The following is a 26772-nucleotide window of genomic DNA, read 5'->3' on the forward strand; positions in this document are numbered from 1 at the left end:
GCACGCTGGAAACATGTCCACCATGACGTCTTCGCGGGCCGGCGTACGGATCCGGTTCGCTCATGCCCCTGGATTCTGGGTGATCGCGGCGACCTTCCTCACCACGATGGCCTTCTCGACGATCCCGACTCCGCTCTATGCGATCTACCAGCAGCGCGACGGCTTCCCGACGTACGTGATCACGGTGATCTTCGCCAGTTACGCGGTCGGGGTGATGGCGTCGCTGTACCTGGCGGGGCATGTCAGCGACTGGCTCGGGCGGCGGCGGGTCGCGTTGCTCGCCGTACTCGCGGAGGCGTTGTCGGCGGCGATCTTCCTGATCTGGCCGGAGGTTCCCGGGCTGCTTGTGGCTCGGTTCATCTGTGGGGTGGGCGTCGGCGTACTGACGGCGACCGCGACCGCCCATCTGTCCGAGCTGCGGCAGGTCGCGCGTCCCGGTGAGGACCCGAGCCGGTCCGCGCTGATCTCGAGCATGGTCAACCTCGGCGGGCTGGCGTTCGGTCCGCTCGTGGGTGGACTGCTGGCGCAGTACGTGTCGTCGCCGCTGGAGCGCCCGTACGAGATCTTCCTGGTGCTGCTGCTGATCAGCGCGGTGGGGATCGCGCTGGTGCCCGAGACCGTGGAGCGGTTGGAGGAGCGTCCGGCGTACCGGCCGCAGCGGGTGGCGCTGCCCTCGTCCGCCCGTCCGCTCTTCTTCGCGTCCGCGATCGGCGCCTTCGCAGCTTTCGCGATCTTCGGTCTGTTCACGTCGCTGGCGCCGACGTTCCTGGCCGGCGTCCTGCACCACACATCTCGCCTGCTCGCCGGGGTCGTCACCTTCGCCGTCTTCATCGCGGGTGCCGCGAGCCAGGCCGTCTTCGTCCGCCTCTCCCGCCCGGCTCAGCTCCGCCTCGGGTTGGTCGCGATGTCCGTCGGGCTGGTGGGCGTGGCGGTCGGCGGTCTCCTCCCGAACCTGTACCTGTTCGTCATCGGCGGCATCGTCGCCGGCGCCGGCGTAGGCCTCGTCTTCCGCGGCGCAGTCGCAACGGCCGCTTCGCTCGCGGACCCGTCCTCACGCGGCGAGGTCCTGGCCGCCCTCTTCCTGATCGCGTACGCCGGACTTGCGATCCCGGTGCTCGCGATCGGCCTGGGCATCGCGCTCCTCCCGGCCCAGGTCGCGCTGCTGCTCTTCTCGGCGCTGATCCTGGTCCTGGTGAACGCTGCCGTAATCCGGATGCTGGCCGCGCAGCGCAGATGATGTGATGGCGTGTGGACCTTGAACGCGACTACGGACTGACTGTCTCCTCGTTGGAGCCGCACGCGGGTGGGTTCGCCACCGATGGCTGGGTGGCGGACGGCCGGTGGTTCGTGAAGGTGTGGAAGGAAGGCGAAGAGCCGTCGGGGTTGTCGCAGTTGGCGGAGTTGCACGCTCTCGGGCTGCCGGTCGTCGAGCCGTTGCGGACGCTGCAGGGTGAGCTGTCCGCGAACAACGTCGCAGTTTTCCCTTATGTCGAAGGGCGTACGGCGACCTGGAACGACCGGCGTGCGGTGGCCCGGGCGTTGCGGCAGATCCATGAGGCTCCGCTGCAGGTGACATTGCCGCCCGCGGACGTCAGCGAACCCCACATCAGGACCTTGGGGCAGCACCTGCAGCACCCGTGGATCGCGGACCGGGCGGACGTGGTGGCTGCGGCGATCGCGCGGCTGGACGACGTACGAACACGACTCAAGCCGGTGCGCGACGTCCTGTGTCACACGGACCTTCACGGGTTGAACGTCTTGATCGACGACCACGGTGAGGTGGCGGCGATCCTCGACTGGGAGAACGCCGTGATCGGGCCCCGTGAGTACGACGTGTGGGTCGGAGCCGACGGTGACCGGCTGGCGGAGTTCCTCGACGAGTACGGCGCTGACGACCTGGACGTCGACCATCTCGAGTTCGCGCTCCTTGCCCGAGGTCTGCGGGACATGTCCGCACGGGTGATGTCAGAGGTCGATCGACCCGGCGTGGAGACCTGGGGCTTCGACCGGATCGCCCGTGTGGACAGCGATCTCGAGGTGTTCCGCCCGTACTGTAGCTAGGAACGGCCGCTAGGCCGCTGCGCCCGGGCCGGGGAGGATGTCGATGTCGTCGGCGTGCATCGGTTTGCCACAGTGGGCGCAGGCGAGGTCGACGTGGCTGATCTCCCCGCAGGCGTGGTGCCGGTAGAGGACCGGCGGCCCGGCCTGGCCTGCCAGCCATTTGTCGCCCCAGGCAACCATCACCATCAGGACGTCGAGCAGCTCGCGGCCGCGGTCGGTCAGAACGTACTCGTACCGCGGCCGATTGTCGTACGGCCGGCGCTCCAGCACGCCCCGGTCGACCAGGTGGTTCAGCCGCTCGGTGAGCACCTTGCGGGAGATCCCGAGGTCCGCCTGGAGCTGCTCGAACCGGGAGAACCCGACCCAGATGTCGCGGAGGATCAACGGCGACCACGGCTCGCCGATCACGTCCAACGTGCGCGCGATCGAGCACGCCATCTCACTGAAGTTCGTTCGCTGCATGACACCAGTCTAGCGTTTGGGGTTCCCTCAAGGAACTCTATCGTGTTAGCGTTCCTTCAAGGAACCCCAAGGGAAGGTGAACACGATGAGCAAGGTGGTCTGCGCCCTCGCCGTCTCGGTCGACGGATACATCACCGGACGCGGCTCCGGTCCGGATCACGGCCTCGGCGACGCGCCGATGCTGTTCGACTGGTACTTCGACGGCGACACCCCGAGCCAGGTGTTCGACGGCTTCAAGCTCAGCGCACCGAGCGCACGGATCTTCGACGCGCTCGCCGGCCGGGTCGGGGCCATGGTCGCCGGGCACAAGACGTACGACGACTCGGGCCACTTCGGCGGCGGCAGCCCGCACCCGAAGGCTCCTTTGGTGGTCGTCAGTCACGGTCCGGTGCCGGAGATCAGCGAACGGCAGACTCTCGCCGGCACCATCGAGGACGCGATCGCCGCGGCGCGTGAGCTCGCCGGTGGGAAGGATGTGGGTCTGATGGGTGGCGGGGTCGTGACCGCGGCACTCCAGGCGGGCCTCGTCGACGAGCTCGTGCTGCATCAGGTGCCGGTCCTGCTCGGCGGCGGCCGGCCGTTCTTCCAGGAGCTTCCGGAGCACGTCCGCCTGAACCTGATCGAGGCCGTACCCGCGCCCGGCGTCACCCACCTGCACTACGAAATCGTCCGCTGAAACCTCACCCGCATCGTTTGCTGAAGGAGCAGAGTCATGTTGAAGCCCGCCGTACGCAACGCCGTCGAGAGCACCTCCATCGCCCACCTGGCCACCGTCCTGCCGGACGGGTCGCCGCACTCCATCCCGCTGTGGGTGAGCTCGCTCGACGACAAGATCATCTTCCTGACCGGCCCGACCTCGCAGAAGGCGCGCAACCTCCAGCGCGACCCGCGCGTCGCGGTATCCCTCGCGCCGGTCGACAACCCGTACGAGCCGGTCGTCGTCCGCGGTCGCGTCGTCGAGTGGATCGACGGTGACGCGGGCTGGGAGCTCGTCGACCAGATCGCCCAGAAGTACATCGGCCGGCCCTACGGCCGCGACGTGGAACGCGTCATCGGCGTCATCGAGGTGGACCACCAGACGGTCGGCGTCAGCTGACCATAAGATCTCCCGCATGGGTGTGACTGTGACGGTTGGGGAGCAGGACGCTTATCTCGCGCGGGTCGGGCGGGCCGGGATGTTGCTGCTCCCGATGATCACCGGGATCGGTGAGCAGATCCGGGAGTGGGCCGACGAGCTGGCCGGGGAAGGGATCACCGCGCTGGCGTGGGACCCGTTCAAGGGGCGCAGCACCGACAACGCCACCCGGGAAGAGCTCAGCGGGATGCTGCGGGAGATGGACGACGACGCCGCGCTCGCCGAGCAGGGCGCGTTGCTGGACTACCTGTTCGACGATCTCGGGTGCAGCAAGGTCGGCGTCATCGGATGGTGCCTCGGCGGACGGTTCGCCTTCCTGCTCGGGGCCCGCGACCAGCGGGTGGCGAACGTCGTCGCCTTCCACCCGACCGTGCCGTCGAACCGGCCACCGCATCACACGTACGACGCGATTGCGGAGGCCGCCGGGGTCACGGCGCCGGTGCTGGTGAGCTACCCGAGCGCGGACGCCGCCGTACCCAATGCGGACTTCGAGACGTTGCAGACCGTGTTGCAGGCCCGGACCGCCGGCGCGACGTTCGCGCAGTACTTCCCCGGTGCGGACCACGGGTTCTCGGACAAGTCGCGGCACGACAAGGACGTCAACGCGGACGCGTTCCGGCTCGCGTGGCCGCAGGCGCTCGCGTTCATGAAGTCGACGGTCGCCTGAGCTCAGCCTCGATTCGGCGGTGCAGTTCGCCGAGCCGGGTGCGGCCGGGTGCGCCGTCGGGGTAGCGCGCGAGAACCTCGCGGACCGTGGGTGGGACGCGTTCGACCGCCCACCGGACGACCGCATCGGCCGCCCCCGGATCGCCGGTCGCCAGCTCCCGCGCGTACGCCGCATACTGCGCCGCCGCGACGATGTGCTTCACCTGAGTGGCCGCCGCGAACGGATGCAGGTACGCCGAACCAGCGGCGCCGACCGCCGCCCGCGCAGCTGCCTCCGCCGCCCGCGCCTCCACTGCCTGCGCCTCCGCTGCGGGATCGTCTGCCGTCCGCCGGCGACCGGCTGCGTTCAACTCACCGGCTGCCTTGAGTGCTGCCCAGGCGGCGGTCCGGATCGCCTTCGTTCGCTTGCCTCCGGCACCGAACTCGCGGACCGCCTCGATCGCGTCCCGCGCCCGCCGATCGCCCGGTGCCGCCGCTTCGAACAGCGGCAACGCCTGCTCCGCGCAGTCGGCCGTCCACAGGCTCAGCTGTCGCAGCTCGTCAAGGCTCAGCGGGATTTCTTCATGACCCATGAGCCTCAATCGTATCGTTGAACCCGTCGGTTGAAGCTTTCACGCCGCCCGGCGATGCGCGGTAGGCGTCACACCACGCACCCGCTTGAACGCAACGCTCAACGCGAAGGCGTTCGCGTACCCGACCCGCCGGGCGATCGTCTCGACGGTGTCCCGGGTCGACCGCAGCTGATCCGCGGCGAGCGTGATCCGCCAGCCGGTCAGGTAGCTCATCGGCGCCTCACCGACGACCGCGCTGAATCGCCGGGCCAACGACGCGCGCGAGATCCCGACCCGATCCGCGAGCTCGGTGACGTTCCACGGGTACGCCGGATCCTCGTGCAGCAGGCGCAACGCCGTACCCGCGACCGGATCGGTCTGCGCCTGGTACCACCCCGGTGCGTGCGAGTCCGGCCGGGCGAACCACGCCCGCAGCGTGGTGATCAGCGCCAGGTCTAGCCACCGGTCCAGCACGCTCTGCTGACCGGGCGCGTTGCGCTGGATCTCGCTGGTGATCATGTCCATCACCGACCCCGCCACCTCGGCCGCCGGTACGACCAGCACCGGCGGGAGTGCTGTCACGAGCCTCCGGTTGACATCGCCCGCTACCTGGTAGGTGCCGCTGGCAACCATCACTTCACCCGACTTGCGAGCGCCGTACGTTCGCACGCCGAGCCGGGCGGAGTAGTCGGCCGGTGCCCCGGGCAACGGTTCGCAGATGCCGCCGGGGTGGATCCGCAACTGTGGCGCGGTGGTCAGGCTGTCGCTGACGACGTACGGCTCCGGGCCGGTGACGATCGCGACGTCGCCCTGCTCCATCCGCTGCGGCTCGAGGCCCTCGCGGGTTATCCAGCCGGATCCGCGGATCAGGATCGCGAGCGCCAGCGGCGCCTCGTCGCGGATCTCCAGCGCCCAGGGCAGATCCAGGATCGTCAGGTTGAACACCCCGTCCTGCGCGCGGGTCCCGGCCAGCAGTTCGTCGAGCACGTCCATGCGCCGAGCCTACGTCAGGTTGAGCGTTCCGAACATGGAATTGCGGCGTACGGCCATGGTTTGTCTCACCGCACTCCGGTGGACTGGAGCCATGAACCCGATTCTCATCCTCAGTGGCAAAGGCAAGACCGGCCGTCGCGTCGCGGCGCAGCTCGACGCGCGGGGCGTCCCGTACCGGCTCGCGTCCCGCTCCAGCGAGCGACGGTTCGACTGGTACGACGAGAGCACCTGGGCGGACGCGATCCGCGGCACCCACACGGCGTACCTCGCGCCGCCGGTCGGGCCGACCGGACTCGCGCAGGCCGGCAAGTTCGTCGAGCAGGCCGACGGGCTGCGGCGAGTGGTCCTGCTGTCGGGTCGTGGCGTGGGTAGCCCGGGGCGCGACTTCGCCGTGTACGACGGGCAGCTCGACCTCGAGAACGTGGTGCGCGCCAGCGGCCTGGACTGGACGATCGTGCAGCCGGCCTGGTTCGCGCAGGGTTTCAGCGAAGACTTCCTGCGCTACCACGTGCTGGCCGGGGAGATCCGGCTGTCCGCCGGCGATGGCGGCGAGGCGTGGATCGACACCGACGACGTCGGCGACGTGATGACCACCGCCCTGCTCGACGAGTCGTACGTCGGCCAGACGCTCGCGATCTCCGGCCCACGCACCCTCACAATGACTGAGATCGCCGACGAGCTCACCACCGCAACCGGCCGCCCGATCAAGTACGTCGACCTCGACCCCGAGGCCCACGTCGCGGAACTGACCGAGCAAGGCCTCACACCCGAAGATGCCACCGCCGTCCGCGACCTGTTCACCGTCATCCGCAACCACCGCTCCGAGTACGTCTCCGACGGCGTCGAGCAGGTACTCGGCCGCGCACCCCGCGACTTCACCGACTGGGCCCGCGAGACCGCGGCGACCGGGGTCTGGGCTGGGTAGGTGCGGACGCCCAGCACTACACAACTGCGAAATCACAGGCGGCCACACGCTCAGCCGCCCGCGCAGACCTCAATTGATGAGTGCTGGCCGTCCGCCTCCCACACCACCGGCGGGCGGTCAGCGGTTTTGCATCTCGGTCCACTCGTTGTGGGTGAGTTCCTGGAGTTCCGTGGCGGGGGTCTTGGACTGGAGTTGGGTGCCTCCGCCGACCGCGCCGCCGCCGAAGACGAGGTTGGCCCAGTTGTTCTGGGCGATCAGGATCGACGTGGTCTTGTCGCCGTTGATGTCGGCGGCGGTCGTGGTGTCGGTGGTGTCGCCGTCGCAGTTCCAGTCGATCGGCTGGTTCGCGGCGCCGGCCGTCGTCCGGGTCGAGCCGTTCGGGCACTTCCAGCTCGTCCGGTACCCGGCGCCCAGGCTGCCGAGGCCGACCCTCTCGTCCGGCCGGGCCTCGTTGATCGAGGTCGGCTGGACGCTCGAGTAGCCCCAATACTTCGTGCCGTCGGCCTTGAGCACGCCGCCGAGCTGGAACGAGTAGTTCATCACGCTCAGGTAATTCGGCTTGTAGTTCAGGTTGTCGGTGCCGCCGTGCTTCAGGCCGATGTTGTGGCCGAGCTCGTGGATGAACGTGCCCACGTTGATGTCGTCGGTCGCGTTCCACTTGCACTTCGGGCCGACCGTCACGATGAACGTGTCGTTCGGGATGTTGAACGCCTGGCCGCTGCTGCAGCCGCCGTCGTAGCTGTCGCCCCAGATCATGTAATGGAAGACGGCCTTGCGCGCCGACGCGAAGTTGGCCGCCTTGATCGCGTTCGTCTGGGTCGCCGACGGGTTCAGGTCGGCGTCGTACGCGACCTCGTTGCCACCGCCGAGGTTGTACGCCGTACCGCGGGCCGAGCCGGCGTCGAGATGGATCTTGACCCCCGTGCTGCCATCCGGGTTGCTGACCGGGGCGGACGCGAACACCTGGACGATCCGGTCGAGGCCCGCCGTGGTGGTGAGTCGGCCGGCCATGTAGTCCATCTCGACGAACAGGTCCTTCTTCTTCGGGTTCGCGCCCATCCCGGGCAGGTCCACGTCGACGACGCCGTCGCCGTTCGCGTCGTACCCGTTCGTCTCCCAGGTGTCGGGCAACGAGTCGCCGTCAGTATCGGTCGCAGCCACCACACGCTTCTCGGTGTCGGTTTGCGGAAACGGCGCCGCCACCGCGCTCGAGGCGGCGAGCGCGGCGGCGGCCAGAGAAGTCAGTACGGCGAACAAGGCGGGGCGGGGCCTCATCAGATCTCCTTTGGGGGCGGTGGGTGATCTGAGCGCTACCGTAGGTGAATTCCATCGTGGGGGACGGCCCAGCGGGGACAGTGACGCATTTGGGTCAATCGGCCGAGCGCAGCATCGCGCGGATGCCGACGGTCAGCCCGAACGCCGCGGTCACGATCGCCGCGGCCCATCCCCAGAGCACCGCACTGGACACTACGTCGCCCGAGAACAGAGTCCGCTCCGCGTCGACGACGTACGACAACGGGTTGAACTTCGAGGCGGCGCGCATCCAGCCGGGACCGGTCTCGAGCGGCAGCAGCATCCCGGACAGGATCATCAACGGGAACAGGAACGTCTGCTGCACCACCCAGAACATCCAGTCCTGCTTGCGTACCGCGATCGCCAGCGCGTAGCTGAACGAGCCAAGCCCGACTCCGAACACCGCTAGCAGTGCAAGCCCGATCAGCGCGCCGCCGAGGTGCAGGTCGAACGCGAACGGCGTCATCACCGCGATCACGACCACCGCTTGCCCGAACAGCGGCACCATCTCCTTCAGCGCCCGGCCGATCAGGAGTGAGGAGCGGGACAACGGCGTGACCAGCATCCGCTCGTGCGCACCGGTCTGGAACTCGGACAGCAGGTTCGCCCCGGTGGTCGACGTACCGAACAGCGTGGTCATCACCAGGATCGACGGGACGAACCACTGCCACACGCCGTCGCCGAACGCGGCGCCCATCGAGCCGGACAGCAGCGGCCCGAACAGGGCGAGGAACACCAGCGGCTGGATCATCCCGAACAGCAGGCTGAACGGGTCGCGCAGTACCGGCTTGAGTTCTCGCGCCATCACGATCCGGATGTCGCGGAGCAGGTTCCGCGAGGGCTGGGCTGCGGTCGTGGTGGAGGTTGCGGACAGGGTCAGGGTGGTCATCAGGCTGCCTTTCCGTTCGAGTCTTCACGCAGGCTGCGCCCGGTGAGGTTGAGGAACACGTCGTCGAGGGTCGGGCGGTGCACCTGCGCCGCCGCGATCGGTACGCCGTCGCGCTGGGCAGCCGCGACCAGTTCGGGAAGAGCCGCCGGGCCGTCCGCGACCCGAACGCTCACCTCGTCGCCGACGGCAATCACTTCGCGGGCTCCGGGCAACTTCTCGGCCAGCTCACTCAACCGCGCGATGCTGCCAGGAGCAACGGTCACCGCGAGCCGGTCACCGGCCAGCTTGGCCTTCAGGCCGTCGGCCGTGTCGTCGGCGATCACCTCGCCGTGATCCACCACGACCACGCGCTCGGCCATCGAGTCGGCCTCGTCCAGGTAGTGCGTGGTGAGCATGATCGTCATCGCGTACTGCTCGCGCATCCGCAGGATGTGGTCCCACAGGTTCGCCCGGTTCTGCGGGTCGAGGCCGGTCGACGGTTCGTCCAGGAACAGCAGCGACGGCGCGTGCACCAGACCCATCGCGACGTCGAGCCGCCGGCGCTGCCCGCCCGACAGCTCCGACACCTTGCGCCGCGCCAGGTCCTTCAGTTCCAGGGCTTCGAGCAGTTCGCCGGCCCGCAGCTTGGCGGTACGGCGGTCGAGTCCGTAGATCACGCCCTGCCCGACGAGTTCGTCGCCGACCCGTTGCGAGTGACCGGCGCCGTTGCCCTGCCCGACGTACCCGATCCGGCGCCGGACCTGGCTGGGTTGTGTGGTCACGTCGTACCCGGCGACCGTCGCGGTGCCTGAGGTCGGCGTGATCAAGGTGGTGAGCATGCGCAGTGTGGTCGTCTTGCCGGCGCCGTTCGGGCCGAGGACGGCGACCAGTTCACCGGGTTCGACGTCCAGGCTGATGCCGCGGACCGCGTGCACGGTCTCGGTACGGCTCACCACGAAGTCCCGGGTGAGCGCTCGGGTGCTGATCACGATCTCTCCTTCGGTCAGGGTCTCTACGGCAGACATTTCCAGGGAAAGAGGACAGGTTCTGGCCGCTACTCATGGCAATCTGAAGTCATGTCCGAGACCTCAGCCCGACTGCTCGCGCTGCTCTCCTTGCTTCAGGCCCGCCGCGACTGGCCCGGGCAGCTGCTGGCCGAACGCCTGGAAGTCAGCCCGCGAACCGTCCGCCGGGACGTGGACCGGCTGCGCGACCTCGGGTATCCCGTGCGCGCGACCAAGGGACCCGACGGCGGTTACCGCCTGGATGCGGGGGCGGATCTGCCACCGCTGCTGTTCGACGACGATCAGGCGATCGCGGTCGCGGTCGCACTGCAGACCGCGACGACCACGGTCACCGGGATCGAAGAGGGCGCGCTGCGGGCGCTGGCCACGGTTCGTCAGGTGATGCCGGCGCGGTTGCGGCAACGGGTCGACGCCCTGCAGGTGACCACGGTCGACCGCTACGCGAGCCGCCGTACGACGGTCGACTCGGAACAGTTGATCGCGATCGGGACCGCGGTGCGCGCGAACGAAGTACTGCGGTTCGACTACGCCTCACCCGGTGCCGGCACCGAGGAATGGGTGCCGCCGCGGAAGGTGGAGCCGCATCACCTGGTGACGTGGGGCGGGCGGTGGTACCTCGTCGGCTGGGACCTGGATCGCAACGACTGGCGGACGTTCCGGGTGGATCGGATGACGCCGAAGACGCCGACCGGGCCGCGGTTCGCGCCGCGTGAACTGCCGGCGCCCGACGTGGCGACGTACATCTCCAGCAAGTTCCGCGGACAGGACCGCAACCCCTGCCGTGGAGAGGCGATCCTGCAGGCGAAGGCGTCGGACATCGCGCAATGGGCCGGCCACGGTGCCGTCGTCGAGGAGCTCACGCCGACGAGTTGCCGGCTCGCGCTCAGCGGATGGTCGTGGACGGGTCTGGCCGCGACGTTCGGGATGTTCGACTGCGATCTGGAGTTTGTTGGTCCTCAAGAGTTGAAGGATGCGGCGACGCAGTTGGCCGCGCGCTATCGGGAGGCTGCCTCATGACCGCAGAACTGATCGTCGTGGATGCTGCCGCCTGGCGGAGTTGGCTGCACGAGCATCACCAGGATTCGGACGGCGTCTGGCTCGTGCTCGCGAAGAAGAACGTGACGACGCCGACGAGCCTGACGTACGACGAAGCGCTCGAGGAAGCCCTGTGTCACGGGTGGATCGACGGGCAACGGCGGGGGCGCAACGAGCAGACGTTCGTGCAGCGGTACACGCCGCGTCGCGCGCGGAGCATGTGGTCGAAACGGAACGTCGGCCTGATCGCGCGGCTCGAACAGGAAGGGCGGATGCGCGCGGCCGGACGCGCCGAGGTCGAACGCGCGAAGGCCGACGGCCGTTGGGACGACGCCTACGGCGGGTCCGGCGCGCTCGAGATCCCGGACGATCTCGCGGCCGCACTGGCCGCGGAACCGACGGCGCAGGCCATGTTCGAGATCCTGACCAAAGCCAATCGGTTCGCTGTCGTCTTCCGGGTGAACGACGCAAAACGCCCCGAAACCCGAGCCAAGCGGATCGCGCTGTACGTCGAGCAGCTGGCCCGTGGCGAAACGATCTATCCGCAGAAACGGACTCTCTAGACCAGGTCGAGTGTCGCGTCCTGGCCGGCCGTCAGTGGGAAGTAGGCGAGGAAGGTGACGCCCTCTTCCTCGGTGTCGAAGCGTGCGATTCGTTCGACGGCGGGCTCGTAGAACACGTCGCCGGGGTGGAGGACCTGCGGCTCGGTGTCCTCGGACTGCTGGTAGATCGCCGACCCCGACACGATGTTGCCGAACACGGGGCCGTTGTGGACGTGGGCGCCGAGCGCGGTGTGCGGGTCGATCGTGATCCGGCGGACCTCGACGCGCTGCACCGGGAGCGCCTCCGGCAGGTGCTGATCCAGGACGACTACCCGGCTGATCGATGAGTTCATGGCAGCATCGTACATACCAATAGGTACAGAACGCGCGCTCTGTCGCCGGCGACGGAGCGGGATCGCTCAGTAGAGGATCGGGTTGAGCGGCGAGGAGATGGTGTCGCCGGGTTGATTGCCGGGCATCCAGCTGGCCAGATCGACCACCTGGTTCGCGTTCGACGGCTGCGAGATCGTCATCGCTGCGTCGACGTAGATCACCGTCATTACCCGGCGCGGGATGTCGGTGGTGTTCGGCGGCGCGTGATGGAAGGTCCAGCCGAGGTGGTAGCTGACCTCGCCGAGCTCGTACGGCTCGGAGATCTCCGGGAAGTTCTGCTCGGCCAGCGCTTCCTGCAGCACGCGCTCCGACTCGTCGCTGATCGGCAGGTCCCGCCCGTGCTCGAACGTGTGACTGCCGGCCGCGAACGACAGCGGCCCCATCTCCATCGGGGTCTCCTGCAGCGGGACCCAGATCGTCACGCACCGATCGGTCGCGAACGGCCAGTAGTACTGGTCCGCGTGCCACGGGGTGACTCCGCCGCCGGACTCCTTGTAGAGCGCCTGGTCGTGGTACAGCCGCACCGACTGCACGCCGAGCAGCTGCGCCGCGATCCGCGCGAGCCGCGGCGACGAGACGAACTCCAGTACCCGCTCGCTGTCCTGCCAGAGGTTCGTGACCTGCAGGAACGCCTTGCCGTAGGTGTCGCGCTCGTCCAGCGGCTGTTCCTGCGTGTTGAGCTCGATCACCTTGTCGGTGATCTCCGGCTCGTACTCCGCGATCGTCTCCGCACTGAGCACGTTCTTCAGCTTCACGAACCCGTGCTGCCTGAAGTGTGCGATGTCGGACCGGCTGAGGGCGTAATCGGTCTCGAGCTCCGGGCGGGTCAGAGTCATGGGACCCAAGAGTTCATGAACGTTTCATCGCTGTAAAGATCAGTGATCAAATCTTTGCCCACCGTGCACGTGCACGTGCATGCCCGTCCGATCCGGTCAGCTCCGTAATGCGAAGTGGTCCAGTGCGGCGAGGATCAGCTCCGTGGTGCGCCGGCCGCCGGCTCCGTGACTCTTGCTCTACGAGGTGCAGCTCCGCGCCTGGCCAGGTTTGAGCCATCCGCCAGGCGATGTCAGGCGGGCCGCTGATGTCGAGCCTGCCGTGGATCAGCACCCCCGGGATCCCGGCCAGCTTCCCCGCTTCCCGCACGAGAACGTCCTCTTCCAGCCAGGCCGCGTGCGCCCAGTAGTGCGTCACGAGTCGCGCGAACCGCAGCCGAAAGACGGGATCGTCGTACGCGGCGTCCGGTCGCCAGCCCGGATGTGTGCGGACGTGAGTGTCCTCCCAGTCGCACCAGTAACGTGCGGCCTGCTCGCGGACGGCCGGGTCGGGGTCGTGCAGAAGACAGCTGTACGCGAGCGCCAGATCCCCGTCCCGTTGGCCTTCCGGTACGCCGTCCCGGAATCTGCGATCAGGTGCGCGGTGGTGTTGGTGCTCAGGTCCACGGTCGGCTCGGCGGCGTCCGGCGTACTGCGGCCGCAGTTCCGCTGGTCGACGAGAACCACCTTGTACCTGGTGGGATCGAAGTACCTGCGCCACGAGGCGCCGGCGCCGGAACCCGGCCCGCCGTGGACGACGAGCGCGGGCTTGCCCGCGGGGTCGCCGCAGGTCTCCCAGTAGATGTGGTGTCCGTCGCCGACGTCGAGCAGGCCGTGGTCGTAGGGCTCGATGTCCGGATACATCTACAGGACTCCGGTGTAGGTGAGGGCGAACGTTCCACAGGGGAAGAGGAACAGGGAGGCGAGAACGATGATGCCCTTGAAGGACTGACCCGGGCCAATGAGTTTGCGGTAGGCGGCGATGAGGACGGGGACCATCACCAGCTCGAGGGACAGCATGGCGCGGGGAATGATGGTGTTGGTGGCGGCGAGGATTACCGACAGGGCGGCGGCTGCGATCCAGGCGGCGTACCCGATCAGGTACGTCGTGCGGGGGCCGAAGCGGACTGCGATGGTCTGGTAGCCGGCGGCGCGGTCTGCCTCGAGGTCGGCGAGCGTGGTGGGAAGGTAGAGGCCGATCGCGGCGAGGGTTCCCTGCAGGCCCATCAGCCAAGGGAAGTCGCTCAGGTCCGGGTTGATCGCGGCCCAGCCGGCCAGCGGGCCGAAGGCGCCGAGGGCAAGGGCGTTCACCGCGACGTCGAAGCCGGCGCGGGTCTTCAACCGCACCGGTGGGACGGAGTACGCGTAGCCCAGGAGTACGGCGAGCAGGACGCCCAGCGCGAACACGATCCCGACATGCAGGCTCAGTCCGATCGCCGCCACGGCCGCCGCGAACGCCAGCCGCTTCGCCGCTCGCAGCGTGATCCGCCCGTCGAGCAGCGGCGACTTGGCCTTCCGCGGGTTGAGCCGATCGCTCGGCAGGTCGTACGCGTCGTTGACCGCCAGCACTGCCAGCCAAACCAGCGGCCCCATCACGACCGCCCCGACGATCAGCCGCGGCCACTCCCCGAACGGCGGGATCAGCCGATGCGTCGCAAGCAGAATCCCCGTGTAGTAAGGCACGATCGACACGACCCAGAACGCCGGGCGGCCCACCGCGATCACATCACGAACCCGCGGCCCCCGTACCTGCACGTCCGTGCTCACATCACCACTGTGCTCCCGGACGGGCCCTCGCGTCCTCCCTCCACCGAGTGAACCTCCTCACCCGCGCGGTTGGATGTGAGCCACGGAACCCTTCTCCAGCGCGACCCACACCGAGGTGTCGGCGTACAGACCGTGCGGTTCGGCGCCTTCAGTGAACGCGACCTGTTCAGTGATGTTGCCCTTGGCATCGATGTGGACCAGTGCGGCCGCCGCCCACAGAGTGAGCCAGCAACCACCATCAGGTGTCGCCGCCGCGGCATGCGGCTTCGAATCGATCGGAAGCGCGAATTCCGAGACGGACCCGTCGACGCTGATCCGGCCCGCCTGGCTCGCGAGCAGTTCGGTGAACCAGACGCCGTCCGGCCCCGCGCTGATACCGACCGGACCCGCGGCGGGCGTCGGCAGGGGATAGGTGGTGACCTCGCCGCCGGTGGTCATCCGGCCGATCGCGTTGGTCTGGTTGAGCGTGAACCACAGATCGCCCGCGTACGTCGTGATCATCCCCGGGAACGCGCCCGCCGTGCCGATCGGGTACGTCGACACCTCGCCGTCCACCGTGATCCGCCCGATCGCGTCGATGCTCATCAACGTGCACCACAAGGCGCCGTCGGGGCCGACGCACAGTCCGTACGGCGCGCCCGTGAGCTCGATCGCCGACACCGCCCCGTCGTACCCGATCCGGCCGATCCGGTCGTCGCCGTTGCGGGTGAACCAGACGGCGTCGTCGGGACCGTCGACGATCACGCTCGGGCGGGACCCGGGTGCGTCGAGGTCGAACACGCGCCCCGAGACGGTCGCGACGCGGCCGGTGTGGACGAGCGTCGTCCACACCTCACCGCCCGCCGCGACCACGCCGTACGGCGCGCCGTCGACCGTGAACTCATCGACTGACATAGGTGTTCTCCTCGAGATCAACGATGGTGCCGCGCCAGCGGGAGATGAAGCGGCGGTCGTGGCTGACAACGACGAGTGCGCCGGCGTACCGGTCGAGCGCCGCCTCCAGTTCCTCCACCAGCACGAGGGACAGGTGGTTCGTCGGCTCGTCGAGCAGCAGTACGTCGTACGGCGTGGTCAGCACTCGTGCCAACGCGAGCCGTCGGCGTTGCCCGGTCGACAACGCACCGACCCGGGTCTGCAACTGCTCCTGACGGAACAGCCCCAGAGCCGCCGCGCCGGGATGTCGTGCGAGTGCCTCGCGCAACGTTTCGTCCGGGCGCGCCTCGACCACGTCCTGCTGCAGGTAGCCGATCCGTCCGTGGCGATCGACGTACCCCGAGTCCGGCTGGAGTGCACCGGCGAGAACGTCGAGGAGGGTCGACTTGCCGGCGCCGTTCGGTCCGGTGATCAGTACGCGACCACCAGCGGGTACGTCGAGGGACGTCGCCAGGAGCCGATCCGTGACTGCGACGCCCACCGCATCCACCCCGGCCGGAGCGCCGGTCGTGCGGATCGACGCCTTGAACCGGAGCGGCTTCGCCGGCACCGGCGGCGGGTCTTCCTCCAGGCGGCGCAGGCGCTCCTTGGCGTTGCGGATCTTGCTCCGCTCAGCCTCGTTGACGCGACCGGTCGCCCGGTCGTACGCCACCTTGTTGTTGTCCTTCATCGGTCGCCCGTACGCGACCCGGTCGGCGGTGGTCCGGACGAGCACGCGCATCTCCGCGACCTCGTCCTCCCACTGCTGCCGGGCCTGCTCGAGTCGCGCTCGCTCGGCTGCCTTCTCGTGCAGGTAGCCCTGGAAGCCGTTGCCGTACCGCGTGACCCGGTGCGTGTCGCCGTCGACCTCGAACAGTGTCGAAGCGACCCGCTCGAGGAAGGCGCGGTCGTGCGAGACGACAACCGTCGTACCGCGCCGGGATCGCAGGTGGTCCTCCAACCAGGTGGCGGCCGACACGTCCAGGTGGTTCGTCGGCTCGTCGAGCAGCAGGACCTCCGGGGACGACGCCAGTACGGCGGCCAGGTGCAGCCGCGCCAACTCGCCGCCGGACAGCTCGGACAACCGGCGATCGCCCGGCAGCGTGGACAGCCCGAGCCCGTACGTCGCACGGGCGAACCGTGCGTCGGCGTCGTACCCGTCGCGGATCTCGAACACCGTCTGGAGCTCGCCGTACTCATCCAGAACGTCGGTGTGTCCCTCGGCAAGCAATCCTTCCAGCGAACGCATCCGCGCCTCGATCCGGCGCAGGTCGGCGAGCGCATGATCGGCCAGCGCCTGTACGTCGAGGTCGAGCGGCAACGGGTTGTCCTGCGCCAGGAAGCCGATGCTCCCGGTAGCGTTCACCGTGCCGTCCGTGGCCGGTTCGAGACCGGCCAGGATCCGCAGCAGCGTCGACTTGCCGGAGCCGTTCTCGCCGATCAGGCCGCTGACCTGCCCGGGCGGGAAGGCGCAGGTGACCTGGTCGAGCACCAGGCGGTGGTCATAGGACTTGGTGACGTCGTGCAGGGACAGCTGAGTAGACATGAGGATCCTCCTGACCTCTCGCGGGTTCGTGGTTGGCGAACGGCGGGTCAGAGGATCACTGGCTACTCCCTAAATGCGACGGACGTTGCGTTAGGATGATGTCATGATCGCTGAGGTTCGCGCAAGTAGGCCAGGAGGACGGACGGCCCGCGTGCGCTCGGACGTGCTCGCGGCGGTGGAGACCGAGCTGGCCGAGCACGGGTACGACGGGCTCACGATCGACGCGGTCGCCGCGCGTTCCGGCGTACACCGGACGACCCTGTACCGGCGCTGGAAGACGGTCCCCGGCCTCCTGGTCGATCTGCTCGAGGCAGGTGCCGACGACTCGTGGGAGCCGGCCGACACGGGTTCGCTCGAAGGAGATCTGGTTGCCGTCAACCGCGAGATCCACGCTGCACTCACCGCCCGGCCGTCCATCACCCAGGCGGTGATCGCGGCCTCCTTCCGTACGACGGATGCCGCCGACGCACTCACCCGCTTCTGGGAGGACCGCTACGAGCGCACCGCGCTGGTCGTCAGCCGAGCTGTCGCACGCGGCGAGATCTCGAGCGGCACCGATCCCCATCAGCTCCTGCTCACCGCGACCGCGCCGCTCTATCACCAGGTGGTCCTCCTGAGGCAGCCGATGTCCCGGGACCAGGCCGATCAGCACGCGCGGATCGCCGCGGCGTCGGTCCGCTAAATGCTTTGCGGCACCGATCGGCACCGCCCTACGGTGACAATCCCCGGCCGATTGGGAGATTCGATGAGTATCAACCTCTATGCGCTGTCGATCGACGCGAAGGATCCCGCTGGGCTGGCGCGGTTCTGGGCGGGCCTGCTCGGGTGGGAGCAGGCCGACGGGAACGAGTTGCTGCCCGACGCCGACACCAGTTTCCGGCTGCGGTTCTTGCACAGTGACGTCGAGAAGGATCGCCCGAATCAGATCCACCTCCACCTGACCAGCCAAACGCCTGAGCAGCAGCAGGAGACGGTGGCGCGGGCGCTCGAGCTCGGCGGCCGGCACCTCGACGTCGGGCAGAAGCCGGAGGAAGAACATATCGTCCTCGCTGATCCGGAAGGCAACGAGTTCTGTGTGATCGAGGCGGGGAACAAGTTCCTCGCGGACACCGCGTTCCTCGGTGAGCTGGCCTCGGACGGCACCCGGGCGGTCGGGTACTTCTGGAGCAAGGCGGTCGACTGGCCGCTGGTCTGGGACCAGGACGAGGAGACCGCGATCCAGGCGCCGTCAGGCGGACCGAAGGTCGCGTGGGGCGGCGGGCCGGTCAGCCCGAAGGCACCGAAGAACCGGCTGCACTGGGACCTCACCGTCCCGGCCGACGGGGACGTCGACGCCGAGGTCGAGCGGCTGATCGGGCTCGGCGCGACCCGGCTGGACATCGGCCAGGAGGGCGCGGACGCGATCCCGATGGCTGACCTGGACGGCAACGAGTTCTGCATCCTGACCGGAACCCGAGAGTAGAACTCGACGTCCGCTGCGCCTAACGGGGCATGCCTGGGTTGTAGGCGCAGGCGGACGTCAGGTCGTCCGCGGCGGGCTTCGGGGTGGCCTTCGGCTGGGCCGCGGTGGACGGCGGCGCCGTGGTGGTCTTGCGCGGCACGGTCGTCGTACGACGGACCGGGTTGAGGGCTTGCGCCACGATCTCGCGCATCCCGGCGTAGTTCGGGTTGCGGCCGGTCGGGAAGTTCTTCTTCTTGTCGAGGTCGACGTTGGTGATCTTCGCCGTCTTCACCCGCGCTCCCAGCGTGGCGAACGCGCCCAGCTGGTTCCGCGGGATGTCGGTGCGGATCAGCTGCTCGCCGGCCTTCGCGATCGCGTCGTAGTTCGTCAGCACGTTCTGCGGGGTGGCGCGCTCGACGATCGCCTTGATCGTGCAGCGCTGCCGGGCCTGACGCGCGAGGTCCGCGGTCGGGACCTTGTACCGGCCGCGCGCGAACCACAGCGCGTCGGTGCCGTTCAGCTTCCGGTTCGGACCCGGCGCGAGGTACCGGCTCGGCGGGATCTTCTTGTCGTCGTTGCCGCCGACCGGGACCGGGTAGTTGATGTTCACCGTGATCCCCCCGAGCGCCTCGACCAGCTGCGCGAACCCGGCCAGGTTGATCTGCACGTAGTAGTGGATCCGCAGCCCCAGGGCCTCGCCGACGGACACCTTGAGGATGTCCGCGCCCTCGTTGTCCGAGGGGCCGAGGATGCCGGGATGTAGCCTCGGGATGTTGCGGTACATGGCGTCCAGGTAGAACTCTGACTGCTCCTGCGGGCCGTTCGGGTCCCAGAACCCGGTCGGATAGATCTTGTGCAGCGGGGAATCCTCCGGGAACGGCATCCGCATGAAGTTCCGGGTCAGCGAGATCAGCGAGGTGTTCCCGGTCTTGGTGTCGATGCTCGCGACCATGACCGTGTCGGTCCGCGTCCCGCCGCGACCCTCGCCGTCGTCCGCGCCGAGCAGCAGGATGTTCAGCCGCGGCAGCTGCTGCCAGATGTCCTTCTTCGGGGTGATCGTCGGCCGCGTCTGGCTCTTCGACTCATCGCCCCCGAAGACCTTCGTCACCAGGTTCCGCTGTGCCATCAACGTCTGCGCGCCGGTCGCCGTGCTCACCGTCATCGCGAAGCAGATCACGCCGATCACCAGCGCCCCGAGCAGCCGGGATCCCGGTCCGACGGTCAGCGGCCGGAGCATCTTGTACGACGTGACCAGGACGACGATCCACACGAGTGCGATCGCGGCCAGGCCGACGATCATCCAGTTCAGGAACGCCGGATTCAGCGCCCACGAGATCACCGCGTCCCGTTTCCGCAGCCCGACGTACGCCGCGCCGCCGTACAGCGCGAGGCTCAGCACGATCAGCGTCGAACCGAGTTTGGTCCGGCGAGCGACGACGTACGCCGTACCGGGGAGCAGTACGCCGAGGACGGCGATCGTCAGTGCGGCGAAGGCGGATCGTCGGCGTGGACTCGGCCGACGCGCGCGGTTCGCGCGCGTCGCTCTGCTCGGGGCCATGCCCTCTTCGATTCACCGAGTCGGCAAAAAGTTGGCATGATCGGCCAAGTGACCGACATTCAGGTACGCCGAGCCAAACCGGATGATGCGGAGTCGCTGGTCCACTTACGCGGATTGATGCTCGCAGCGATGGGCAACGACATCGGCGGACCGGACGCCCCGTGGCGGACGACCGCGCTCGAGTGGTTCGCCGGACAGTTGGCGTCGCCGGACACGTTCGCGGCGTACGTCGTCGACGACCCGAGCGCCGGCGTGGTGGCGGGAGCGGCCGGCAACGTGTACGTGCACGCGCCGGGCCCGAACGACCTGACCACTCTTCGCGGCCATCTGTTCAACGTCAGCACCGAACCGGACTTCCGGCGGCGCGGTCTCGCGCGGGCGTGCGTGGTCGCGGTGATGGACTGGTTCCGGGACGAGACCGGCGTCGGCCAGGTCGAGTTGCACGCGACCGACTACGGCATCGACCTCTACCGTGGGCTCGGCTTCACCGAGTCGAAGTACCCGACGCTGCGTTTCCGGACCACCAGGGCGTAGCGCCGCCGGTGTCGCGGAGCGCGTTGGTTGCGCAGTGCAACTCACCGCCGCCGAGGTGCGCCCAGAAGAAGTCCTCGACCCAGTGCACGCGTACGCCGTTACGCGCGAGGGCCCGCTCGGTCGCCTGCCGGAAAACGTCCCGGCCGTGCAGCCGCGGCCCATGCGGATCGGGTGCCGCGAACTGGTGATCGGTGATCGAGAGCCCGTTCACCAAGCCCGGAGTCATTGCCTTGAGCAACCCGTAGCCGGGCACATTGGTGAAGAACACCGGCAGCCGGACCAGTTCGTCTTCGCGGAGACCGGTCGCCTTCAACAGGATCTCGAGCTGGTGTCGATGCGCTTGGCTGCCGCCTCGTTGTCTTGCAGTTTGGTGCCGAGCACTTCGTCGACCGTCGGCTTGTGTCTGGAGTTGGTGTCCGCGAACAGTCGCTGACCGCCGCCACCTTGGCGTTGCACGTCGCGCAACAGGTGTGCGGCGAGTCGAGGGTCGGCGACTGCGAGCGTCCAGCCGCGGGCGTTGTTAGCGCGGACCACGTGCGTGGTCTCGTCCGCGTGCCCGACCATCAGCCAGGACGTGTCGATCACGACCGGCGGCTGGTACCCCTGGCTCGTCACCATCGTGATGAACCCGGGATCGGGGTGCCGCTCGCCCGACCCGTAAACGATCCGCCCGTGCGGAAATCCGGCGTACGGCGGGAGGGACTCGAGGTTGCCGCCCATGTTCAGCAGGTCGTCGAGACCGGGGGAGGCCTTGTCGGCGAGCTCCTGGACGACGCCGATGTCGGGTCCGCGCAGGTCGCGGTAGAGGAGCCGTCCGGCTGGACGTGGTGTGTCGGCGCCGGGGACCTCCCAGACGTTGCCGGAGCGGATCAGGATGCGCATCGTGTGCGGGCCGCCGACGGTCGGCATGCTCACGGTCGCCGGCTCGAACGTATCCTGCAACCACATGTCCTTCCAGCCTTTCGGCGTACCTTTCACGAACTGAACTTTGGTTGCCTGACGCAATGTCTTGGCGAACTGCTGCCAGTCGCCGGGTACGCCGTCCTGGTACGGCGGGGTGCCGCCCCACCAACCCTGGCCTTTGGCGGGCCGGCCGGCCAGGACGGTTTGTGCGCGCGAGAGATCGTTCTGCAGCATGAGCGGGGCGACGCGCATCCGGACCACGTCGGTGCCGGTGCGGCCGCGGTCGGTGACGGACACGGTCACGGTGATCTGCCCGTCCCATCGCTTGGGGTTGCGGACGATGTCGCGGCCTTCGAGCTGCAGCCGGACGCCGCGTTGCAGGTCCGTCGCGGTGAGCGTGCTGACCGGGCGGCCGTTGGCGAAGACGCGGCCCTTGTCCGCCGGGGAGATCGTGACGGTGCCGGTTGCGTGGTCCGAAAGATTGCGTTGGGCATCGATTGTGAGCGGTGCCAGATCCGCGGCGTCGCGGTGGCCGTTGAGGCGGTCGTCGGCGGCATCGTTGCAGGCGGCGAGCTTGTCGTCGATCGCACGGCCGGGTGCGTCGAGGTCCGCCGGGGCAACCGTGCAACGGTGCTCGTCGTCGTCCAGGTTGGGCAGGAAGATCGCGCCGCGGGCATCGGTCCAGGCCGACTTTGCCAGGTCGTCGGCGGGGGTCAGCAGTCCGTCGCGGTTCACGTCGGCGGTCAGCCGCGGTGCCGGCGCCGTGGTCCACGCCGTCAACGGAGTGATGACGGTCAGCAGGGTCGCGATGCCTGCGGTCCAGCGTCTCATCGAAGGCTCCTTATTTGATACAGGTGTGCTTCTTCGATCGAAACTACGCAGGTGTATCAGAAAGCGGCAGATGGAAATCCGGTCTCCACCCGTGGACGGAGAAGGATTTCGGGGCACAGTTGGCAGGAAGGAGTCGGAACACGCCCGCCCCGAGGGTGCTGGGAGGAGCTCACCGGATGCGCCGCTGGACCGTTGTCGTCGCGATCGCCGTCGTGGTCGCCGCCTGGGTGCTGTTTCCTGCCGGCCCATCCGGCCGGCACGGGTACCCGGGCCGTAGCGTCGTACCGGTGTCGGTCCAGTCGGACCAGCCTGTCCAGCCCGCCAAGTCGGAGCCCGTGCAGCCGCAGGCGCGGTCTGTGGTTTCGCAGCGACCTCCGGAGGCGATCTCGTACCCGCTGGCAGGGACACGGTCGTACGCCGTACTGCCCGGGGATCCTGCGGTGATCGGGCGGGCGGGGAAGCTGATGCGGTTCCAGATCGCGATCGAGGGCGGGATCACCGGTATCGACCGCGCCGGTTTCGCGCGGTTCGTGCGGGCGACGTACGGCGGGGCTCAGGGGTGGGCGTCGCACGGGCTGTGGCGGTTCCAGCAGGTCGGACCGGGCACGGTCCCCGATTTCACCTTGCTGCTGGTCACGCCCCAGACGCGGGATCTCCTCTGCGGGCCGAGGGATCGATACACGAGTTGCCGGATCGGGAACCGGGTCGTGCTGAACGTGGCGCGGTGGGCGCACGGCGTACGGAATTACGCCGCCGCGCTGACGACGTACCGGCAGTACATGGTCAACCACGAGACCGGTCACCGGCTCGGGCGCGGCCACGAGCTGTGCCCGGGCCCCCGTCAACCGGCACCGGTCATGCAACAGCAGACCCTCGGCCTGCACGGCTGCACCGCGTACGCCTGGCCGTACCTGAACGGCGCCGGCTACCAAGGCCGCCTAGGGCAGTACGACGACCCGATCCCTCACTCCTGAATGATCGACAGCACGTTCCCCGCCGGATCCTTGAACCAGGCGATCAATGGCCCCGGACCGCGATTGATCCCGAGCTCGTCCTGCTCGTCGACGTACCTCTCGAACACGATCCCCCGCGCGGTCATCTCCCGCACCGTCGCCTCGATATCGTCGACGGGGAAGTTGAGCACGGTGTACTCCGCCGGCACGTGATTGTCCTTCGGATAGACGAGAACCGTGTTCCCACCACCGGTCCGCAGGTGCAACAACCCGTTCTCCTCGGCGACCTCGATCCCCAGCGTCTCGCCGTAGAACTCCTTCGCCCGCGACAGGTCATCCACCGAAAACCCACTGAACGCCTTGCTGTCCTTCAACATCTGATGCCTCCCAATTCACTTGACACCAGCTACGTCGAGACCGTCAACCCGTTCTCGACACCGTCGGGTCAGTTGTGGAGGGCCTGGGGGAGGGTTGGGTTTACGGCAGCGGCTACCGAGGCGGACTCGAGGCCGTCGGCGACCGTGTGCAGGAGGCGGACCAGGTGGGCGGCGTCGGTCGGTCCGAGGATGCCGGTGATGACGTCGAGGACCCGGACGGTGAGGCCGTCGAGCTGGGAGAGGCGGGCCTGACCCATCGACGTGACGACCAACTCGGGCGCGGTCCGGACCATGCCGAGCGCTTCCAGGTCGGCGATCGCCAGCTCCGCCTCGCCGGGCGTGATGCCGACCTGCTGCGCGACCTCGTCCGCCGACGTGCGGCCGTTCGCGATCGCGCTCAGCACCAGCGCGGCAGGCATCTTGAGGCCGATCGCTTCCTGCAGACCCAGGATCAGCGGGTGCGCGTGACCACGCACGCGTTCCACCGCGTCGAGCAGCCGGAGCGCGTCGCCGACGTCACTGATCAGGTGCTCGGTCTGGACGGCCGCGATCCCCGTCGGACCAGGCCGCACGGGTGACGGTACGACGCCGCCGATGATCCGTTCGGGTACCACGAGGCCGTTCGCCACGACCGGCTGATCCTCGGATCCACTGTCCGTGGATCCGTTGGTGAGCGGCCTGATACCAGCGTCTTCGATGGTCACGTGTCCCAGCGTACGGAGCCGTTCCGACAGCTTCGGCGTGTCTTTCCTGAGGAATCCCTGTGAATCTCACGACCTCCCTGATCTACGCTCCCGCCATGCGGAAACGAGTGCTGGTGATCGGTGGCGGCGGGGGCGGGATCGGGCGGGCGACTACTGAAGCCTTCGGCAACGAAGGGGCCGCGGTGATGGTCGCGGACCTCGATCCGCAACGTGCCGCGGAAGCCGCCGACGCCGTGCGGGCAGCCGGCGGTACGGCGTACCCGATCTCCGGTGACGTCCGCTCGGCGACCGATGTCGAGGCGATGGTCGCGGGCGCGGTCGAGAAGCTCGGCGGACTCGACGTACTCGTCACCGTCGTCGGCGGGCAGGTCGCGTTCGTGCCCGCGGTGAAGTTGCACGAGATGGCCGACGAGGACTGGGACACGATCTACGAGGTCAACCTCCGGTACGTCGCCCGCGCGGTCCGGGCCGCGCTCCGCGTCTTCCTCGACCAGGGCACCGGCGGCGCGATCGTGAGCGTCGGATCCGTCACCGGGTTCATGGCCGCGCCCGAGCAGGCGGCGTACGGCGTGATGAAGGCCGGCCTGCTCAGCCTGGCCCGCACGGTCGCGGCCGAGTATGCGCGGGACGGGATCCGGATGAACGTCGCCGCTGCCGGAGCGATCGCGACAGCTGTGGCAAAGGGGAATGTCGCCGCCGAGGTCGTCGAGGAGATCCCGGCCGGCCGGTTCGGGCGTTCCGAAGAGGTGGCCGGGGCAGTGGTCTACCTGGCTTCCGACGCGGCGTCGTACATCACCGGACAGCAGCTCGTGCTGGACGGCGGCGTCTCCGTGCGCGGCCCGTTCGAGTAATCGAACAAAGTGGCGAAAGAATGGAGTCCTGGCGGGTCCGAAAAGTTTTGGCGGGCGGCCAGAAAATCTGAATCCGGGCGTGACCTCGGCTCTGCGTCCTCCGTTGGAAGTGACGTGACGGTGAACACAACACGGCGCACCGGCACCGCGCTCGCCCGCGTTTTCCAGGCCGTCCACCCTCGAAGTATCAGCCAGGAGGACCAGTGACAACCGCCACCGCCACTCAGACCATTTCGCGTCGTCGCGTGCGTGTCTGGTTCGGTGAGCACGTGATCGCCGACTACAACGCCGAGCCGGCGTTGGCCGAGCGGTACGCAGACGCCATGAGCCGCCGATTCGCCGGTCTCCGGGTCACGAACGACCCGATGCCGGACGTCGACAAGCTCCCCGACCCCCTGCCCGGCGAGCGCATGTGGGACGTAGCTCCCCGCTGAGAAAACGTCCGGTACCTTTCGCGTTCCGTACCTCACCAGACAACCCACGCGGAACGTCGCCAGGTCGAGTCGCCTCACCTCGACCAACCAAAGGAACCGGTGCAGTGCTCTTCCAAGGGCACGCGGCGGCAAGCGAGTGCGGGCGTTCTGCCCCTCGCTTGCCGCCAATTTCTCCCCTGTAATGCGCCTGACGAAAAAACCCCGTTCGCACCGGATCCCCCAGCTCCGGTGCGAACGTTTTTCACTTTTGCGCGTAGTACTCCGGTTTCATCTGGATGAGCTGCACGTAATTGCCGTCCGGGTCGATCACCGTCGCGAACCAGCCGATCCCGCGGTCCTCCGGGTGCACCAGCCAGTCGACGTCGAGCGTCCGCAGGTGCGCGGCCGCCGCCTCGATGTCGTCCACGGCGAAGTTCACGATGTGCCGCCCCGGTTCGGAGTTCTTGGCCGCGACGTCGTCGCGCTGCTCGATCACCAGACCGAACCCGCCGAGGTCCAGGTTGCCGTACCCGTCGACCTCCGCCCGGAACCCGTCCCGGTACCACGCCTTCAACCGCTCCGCGTCGGCACTACCGAGCAACATGCTGTTGAGAATCACGATCTTTCCTCTCCGCCTGACACTGACGCCGGTACGTCGGAACAGCCGGCCGACTCTCGACATGACCTGCGCGGCCCGCATGATGAACAGATGAAGTTCACTGCCGAACTGCTGTCCACAGGCAAGAACACCGCCGGCTTCGAGGTGCCCGACACGGTCGTGGAGTCGCTCGGTGGTGGCGGTCGGCCGAAGGTGAGCGTGACGGTCAACGGGTACACCTTCCGTACGTCGATCGCGCGGATGGGCGGGCGGTACCTGCTCGGATTCAGCGCGGACCGCCGTACCGAGGCCGGCGTCACGCCTGGCGACGTACTCGAGGTCGACGTCGAACTCGACACCGCTCCACGCGAACTCGAGATCCCCGAACCGCTGGCAACGGCCCTCGCCGCCGACCCGGAGGCCAAAGCGTTCTGGGACACGCTCAGCTACAGCAACCGCCAGTGGCACACCCTCCAGGTGACCTCCGCCAAAACCGAGGCCACCCGCACCCGCCGGATCGAGAAGTCGATCGCCGCCCTCCGCGAGGGCCGCGCGCGCTGAGTCAGCAGTACGAGCGGCAGCCGTGGTCTGCGCCGTACGCCCGGTGGCTTGCCGCGACCAAC

Annotated in this window: 31 protein-coding genes and 1 pseudogene; 15 read left to right on the forward strand and 17 right to left on the reverse strand. The window is 68.3% G+C overall.

The window, feature by feature from the left end:
* Positions 1-13 precede the first annotated feature (13 nt).
* A complete protein-coding gene (locus EV647_RS37345; RefSeq protein ID WP_134011632.1) occupies positions 14-1237 on the forward strand; it encodes an MFS transporter in 1224 nt (407 codons plus the stop codon).
* Between the two features lie 11 nt (positions 1238-1248).
* On the forward strand, positions 1249-2061 hold the full coding sequence (locus EV647_RS37350; protein WP_134011634.1) for a phosphotransferase enzyme family protein: 813 nt from the start codon (positions 1249-1251) through the stop codon (positions 2059-2061).
* Positions 2062-2070: 9 nt separating this feature from the next.
* Here EV647_RS37350 and EV647_RS37355 read toward each other — a convergent pair whose 3' ends face one another.
* Positions 2071-2523, reverse strand: a complete 453-nt coding sequence (locus EV647_RS37355; RefSeq protein ID WP_134011636.1) for a helix-turn-helix domain-containing protein — start codon at positions 2521-2523, stop codon at positions 2071-2073.
* A gap of 85 nt (positions 2524-2608) precedes the next feature.
* Here EV647_RS37355 and EV647_RS37360 point away from each other — a divergent pair, with 85 nt between their 5' ends.
* Genes EV647_RS37360 through EV647_RS37370 form a run of 3 tightly spaced genes read left to right on the forward strand, consistent with a single transcriptional unit; the run spans position 2609 to position 4325 of the window.
* Complete coding sequence (locus tag EV647_RS37360; protein WP_134011638.1) at positions 2609-3199, forward strand: dihydrofolate reductase family protein; 591 nt, start codon at positions 2609-2611, stop codon at positions 3197-3199.
* A gap of 36 nt (positions 3200-3235) precedes the next feature.
* Complete coding sequence (locus EV647_RS37365) at positions 3236-3619, forward strand: TIGR03618 family F420-dependent PPOX class oxidoreductase (RefSeq protein ID WP_134011640.1); 384 nt, start codon at positions 3236-3238, stop codon at positions 3617-3619.
* Positions 3620-3635: 16 nt separating this feature from the next.
* Positions 3636-4325: a dienelactone hydrolase family protein gene (locus EV647_RS37370; protein ID WP_134011642.1), complete on the forward strand. Its 690-nt coding sequence runs from the start codon at positions 3636-3638 to the stop codon at positions 4323-4325.
* Here the strand turns inward: EV647_RS37370 and EV647_RS37375 are convergent.
* A complete protein-coding gene (locus EV647_RS37375) occupies positions 4303-4896 on the reverse strand; it encodes a putative immunity protein (protein WP_134011644.1) in 594 nt (197 codons plus the stop codon). The genes EV647_RS37370 and EV647_RS37375 overlap by 23 nt on opposite strands.
* A 39-nt stretch (positions 4897-4935) precedes the next feature.
* On the reverse strand, positions 4936-5868 hold the full coding sequence (locus EV647_RS37380; RefSeq protein ID WP_134011647.1) for an AraC family transcriptional regulator: 933 nt from the start codon (positions 5866-5868) through the stop codon (positions 4936-4938).
* 91 nt (positions 5869-5959) lie between these two features.
* Between EV647_RS37380 and EV647_RS37385 the strand changes: the two genes are divergently transcribed.
* Positions 5960-6793 carry an NAD(P)H-binding protein gene (locus tag EV647_RS37385; protein WP_134011650.1) on the forward strand — a complete coding sequence of 278 codons (834 nt, stop codon included), beginning with the start codon at positions 5960-5962 and terminating at the stop codon, positions 6791-6793.
* Positions 6794-6910: 117 nt separating this feature from the next.
* On the opposite strand, the gene EV647_RS37390 is transcribed toward EV647_RS37385, so the two are convergent.
* The 3 genes from EV647_RS37390 to EV647_RS37400 all read right to left on the reverse strand — a co-directional run bounded on the left by EV647_RS37390 (position 6911) and on the right by EV647_RS37400 (position 9943).
* On the reverse strand, positions 6911-8068 hold the full coding sequence (locus tag EV647_RS37390) for a hypothetical protein (protein ID WP_134011653.1): 1158 nt from the start codon (positions 8066-8068) through the stop codon (positions 6911-6913).
* A gap of 94 nt (positions 8069-8162) precedes the next feature.
* Positions 8163-8975: an ABC transporter permease gene (locus EV647_RS37395; RefSeq protein WP_134011656.1), complete on the reverse strand. Its 813-nt coding sequence runs from the start codon at positions 8973-8975 to the stop codon at positions 8163-8165.
* Positions 8975-9943, reverse strand: coding sequence for an ATP-binding cassette domain-containing protein (locus EV647_RS37400; RefSeq protein ID WP_134011659.1), 969 nt, complete (start codon positions 9941-9943; stop codon positions 8975-8977). Before EV647_RS37400 ends, EV647_RS37395 begins: the two co-directional genes overlap by 1 nt.
* Positions 9944-10030: 87 nt before the next feature.
* On the opposite strand from EV647_RS37400, the gene EV647_RS37405 reads away from it, so the two are divergent.
* Positions 10031-10996 (forward strand): YafY family protein, encoded by a 966-nt coding sequence (locus tag EV647_RS37405; RefSeq protein ID WP_134011663.1) that lies wholly within the window; start codon positions 10031-10033, stop codon positions 10994-10996.
* Positions 10993-11577, forward strand: coding sequence for a YdeI family protein (locus EV647_RS37410; protein ID WP_134011666.1), 585 nt, complete (start codon positions 10993-10995; stop codon positions 11575-11577). Before EV647_RS37405 ends, EV647_RS37410 begins: the two co-directional genes overlap by 4 nt.
* Here the strand turns inward: EV647_RS37410 and EV647_RS37415 are convergent.
* The 6 genes from EV647_RS37415 to EV647_RS37435 form a co-directional block, all read right to left on the reverse strand.
* A complete protein-coding gene (locus EV647_RS37415; protein WP_134011669.1) occupies positions 11574-11909 on the reverse strand; it encodes a hypothetical protein in 336 nt (111 codons plus the stop codon). The two genes, EV647_RS37410 and EV647_RS37415, sit on opposite strands and share 4 nt — an antisense overlap.
* A 66-nt stretch (positions 11910-11975) precedes the next feature.
* The gene (locus EV647_RS37420) at positions 11976-12785 is read right to left on the reverse strand and encodes a phytanoyl-CoA dioxygenase family protein (protein WP_134011672.1); all 810 of its coding nucleotides are present in this window, start codon (positions 12783-12785) and stop codon (positions 11976-11978) included.
* A 351-nt stretch (positions 12786-13136) separates the two neighbouring features.
* Positions 13137-13625: a hypothetical protein gene (locus EV647_RS42310; protein WP_238177589.1), complete on the reverse strand. Its 489-nt coding sequence runs from the start codon at positions 13623-13625 to the stop codon at positions 13137-13139.
* Positions 13626-14528: a UbiA prenyltransferase family protein gene (locus EV647_RS42315; RefSeq protein ID WP_238177590.1), complete on the reverse strand. Its 903-nt coding sequence runs from the start codon at positions 14526-14528 to the stop codon at positions 13626-13628.
* 57 nt (positions 14529-14585) lie between these two features.
* On the reverse strand, positions 14586-15422 hold the full coding sequence (locus EV647_RS37430; RefSeq protein ID WP_134011675.1) for a virginiamycin B lyase: 837 nt from the start codon (positions 15420-15422) through the stop codon (positions 14586-14588).
* Positions 15409-16986 carry an ABC-F family ATP-binding cassette domain-containing protein gene (locus tag EV647_RS37435; RefSeq protein WP_134011678.1) on the reverse strand — a complete coding sequence of 526 codons (1578 nt, stop codon included), beginning with the start codon at positions 16984-16986 and terminating at the stop codon, positions 15409-15411. Before EV647_RS37435 ends, EV647_RS37430 begins: the two co-directional genes overlap by 14 nt.
* A gap of 103 nt (positions 16987-17089) precedes the next feature.
* Between EV647_RS37435 and EV647_RS37440 the strand changes: the two genes are divergently transcribed.
* A complete protein-coding gene (locus tag EV647_RS37440) occupies positions 17090-17668 on the forward strand; it encodes a TetR/AcrR family transcriptional regulator (protein ID WP_134011681.1) in 579 nt (192 codons plus the stop codon).
* A gap of 63 nt (positions 17669-17731) precedes the next feature.
* Entirely contained in the window at positions 17732-18448 is a 717-nt protein-coding gene (locus EV647_RS37445; protein ID WP_134011683.1) for a VOC family protein, read from the forward strand.
* A gap of 19 nt (positions 18449-18467) precedes the next feature.
* On the opposite strand, the gene EV647_RS37450 is transcribed toward EV647_RS37445, so the two are convergent.
* On the reverse strand, positions 18468-19985 hold the full coding sequence (locus EV647_RS37450; RefSeq protein ID WP_134011685.1) for an LCP family protein: 1518 nt from the start codon (positions 19983-19985) through the stop codon (positions 18468-18470).
* 48 nt (positions 19986-20033) lie between these two features.
* Between EV647_RS37450 and EV647_RS37455 the strand changes: the two genes are divergently transcribed.
* On the forward strand, positions 20034-20519 hold the full coding sequence (locus tag EV647_RS37455) for a GNAT family N-acetyltransferase (protein ID WP_238177591.1): 486 nt from the start codon (positions 20034-20036) through the stop codon (positions 20517-20519).
* On the opposite strand, the pseudogene EV647_RS42320 reads toward EV647_RS37455, so the two are convergent.
* Positions 20470-22502, reverse strand: a pseudogene (locus EV647_RS42320) (protein-arginine deiminase family protein). The gene EV647_RS37455 and the pseudogene EV647_RS42320 overlap by 50 nt on opposite strands.
* Here EV647_RS42320 and EV647_RS37465 point away from each other — a divergent pair.
* Positions 22430-23227: a DUF3152 domain-containing protein gene (locus EV647_RS37465; RefSeq protein WP_134011691.1), complete on the forward strand. Its 798-nt coding sequence runs from the start codon at positions 22430-22432 to the stop codon at positions 23225-23227. The pseudogene EV647_RS42320 and the gene EV647_RS37465 overlap by 73 nt on opposite strands.
* Here the strand turns inward: EV647_RS37465 and EV647_RS37470 are convergent.
* Positions 23218-23583, reverse strand: a complete 366-nt coding sequence (locus EV647_RS37470) for a VOC family protein (RefSeq protein WP_134011693.1) — start codon at positions 23581-23583, stop codon at positions 23218-23220. The genes EV647_RS37465 and EV647_RS37470 overlap by 10 nt on opposite strands.
* Before the next feature lie 68 nt (positions 23584-23651).
* Positions 23652-24287 (reverse strand): MarR family transcriptional regulator, encoded by a 636-nt coding sequence (locus tag EV647_RS37475; RefSeq protein ID WP_238177592.1) that lies wholly within the window; start codon positions 24285-24287, stop codon positions 23652-23654.
* A 95-nt stretch (positions 24288-24382) separates the two neighbouring features.
* On the opposite strand from EV647_RS37475, the gene EV647_RS37480 reads away from it, so the two are divergent.
* Positions 24383-25138 carry an SDR family NAD(P)-dependent oxidoreductase gene (locus EV647_RS37480; RefSeq protein ID WP_134011695.1) on the forward strand — a complete coding sequence of 252 codons (756 nt, stop codon included), beginning with the start codon at positions 24383-24385 and terminating at the stop codon, positions 25136-25138.
* 203 nt (positions 25139-25341) lie between these two features.
* Positions 25342-25572 carry a hypothetical protein gene (locus EV647_RS37485; protein ID WP_133784102.1) on the forward strand — a complete coding sequence of 77 codons (231 nt, stop codon included), beginning with the start codon at positions 25342-25344 and terminating at the stop codon, positions 25570-25572.
* A 241-nt stretch (positions 25573-25813) separates the two neighbouring features.
* Here EV647_RS37485 and EV647_RS37490 read toward each other — a convergent pair whose 3' ends face one another.
* The gene (locus EV647_RS37490; RefSeq protein ID WP_238175365.1) at positions 25814-26170 is read right to left on the reverse strand and encodes a VOC family protein; all 357 of its coding nucleotides are present in this window, start codon (positions 26168-26170) and stop codon (positions 25814-25816) included.
* Positions 26171-26260: 90 nt separating this feature from the next.
* Here EV647_RS37490 and EV647_RS37495 point away from each other — a divergent pair, with 90 nt between their 5' ends.
* The gene (locus EV647_RS37495) at positions 26261-26710 is read left to right on the forward strand and encodes a YdeI/OmpD-associated family protein (RefSeq protein WP_131336435.1); all 450 of its coding nucleotides are present in this window, start codon (positions 26261-26263) and stop codon (positions 26708-26710) included.
* The last annotated feature ends 62 nt before the right edge of the window (positions 26711-26772 follow it).

Source organism: Kribbella sp. VKM Ac-2566 (assembly GCF_004366005.1).
Classification (GTDB): domain Bacteria; phylum Actinomycetota; class Actinomycetes; order Propionibacteriales; family Kribbellaceae; genus Kribbella; species Kribbella pratensis.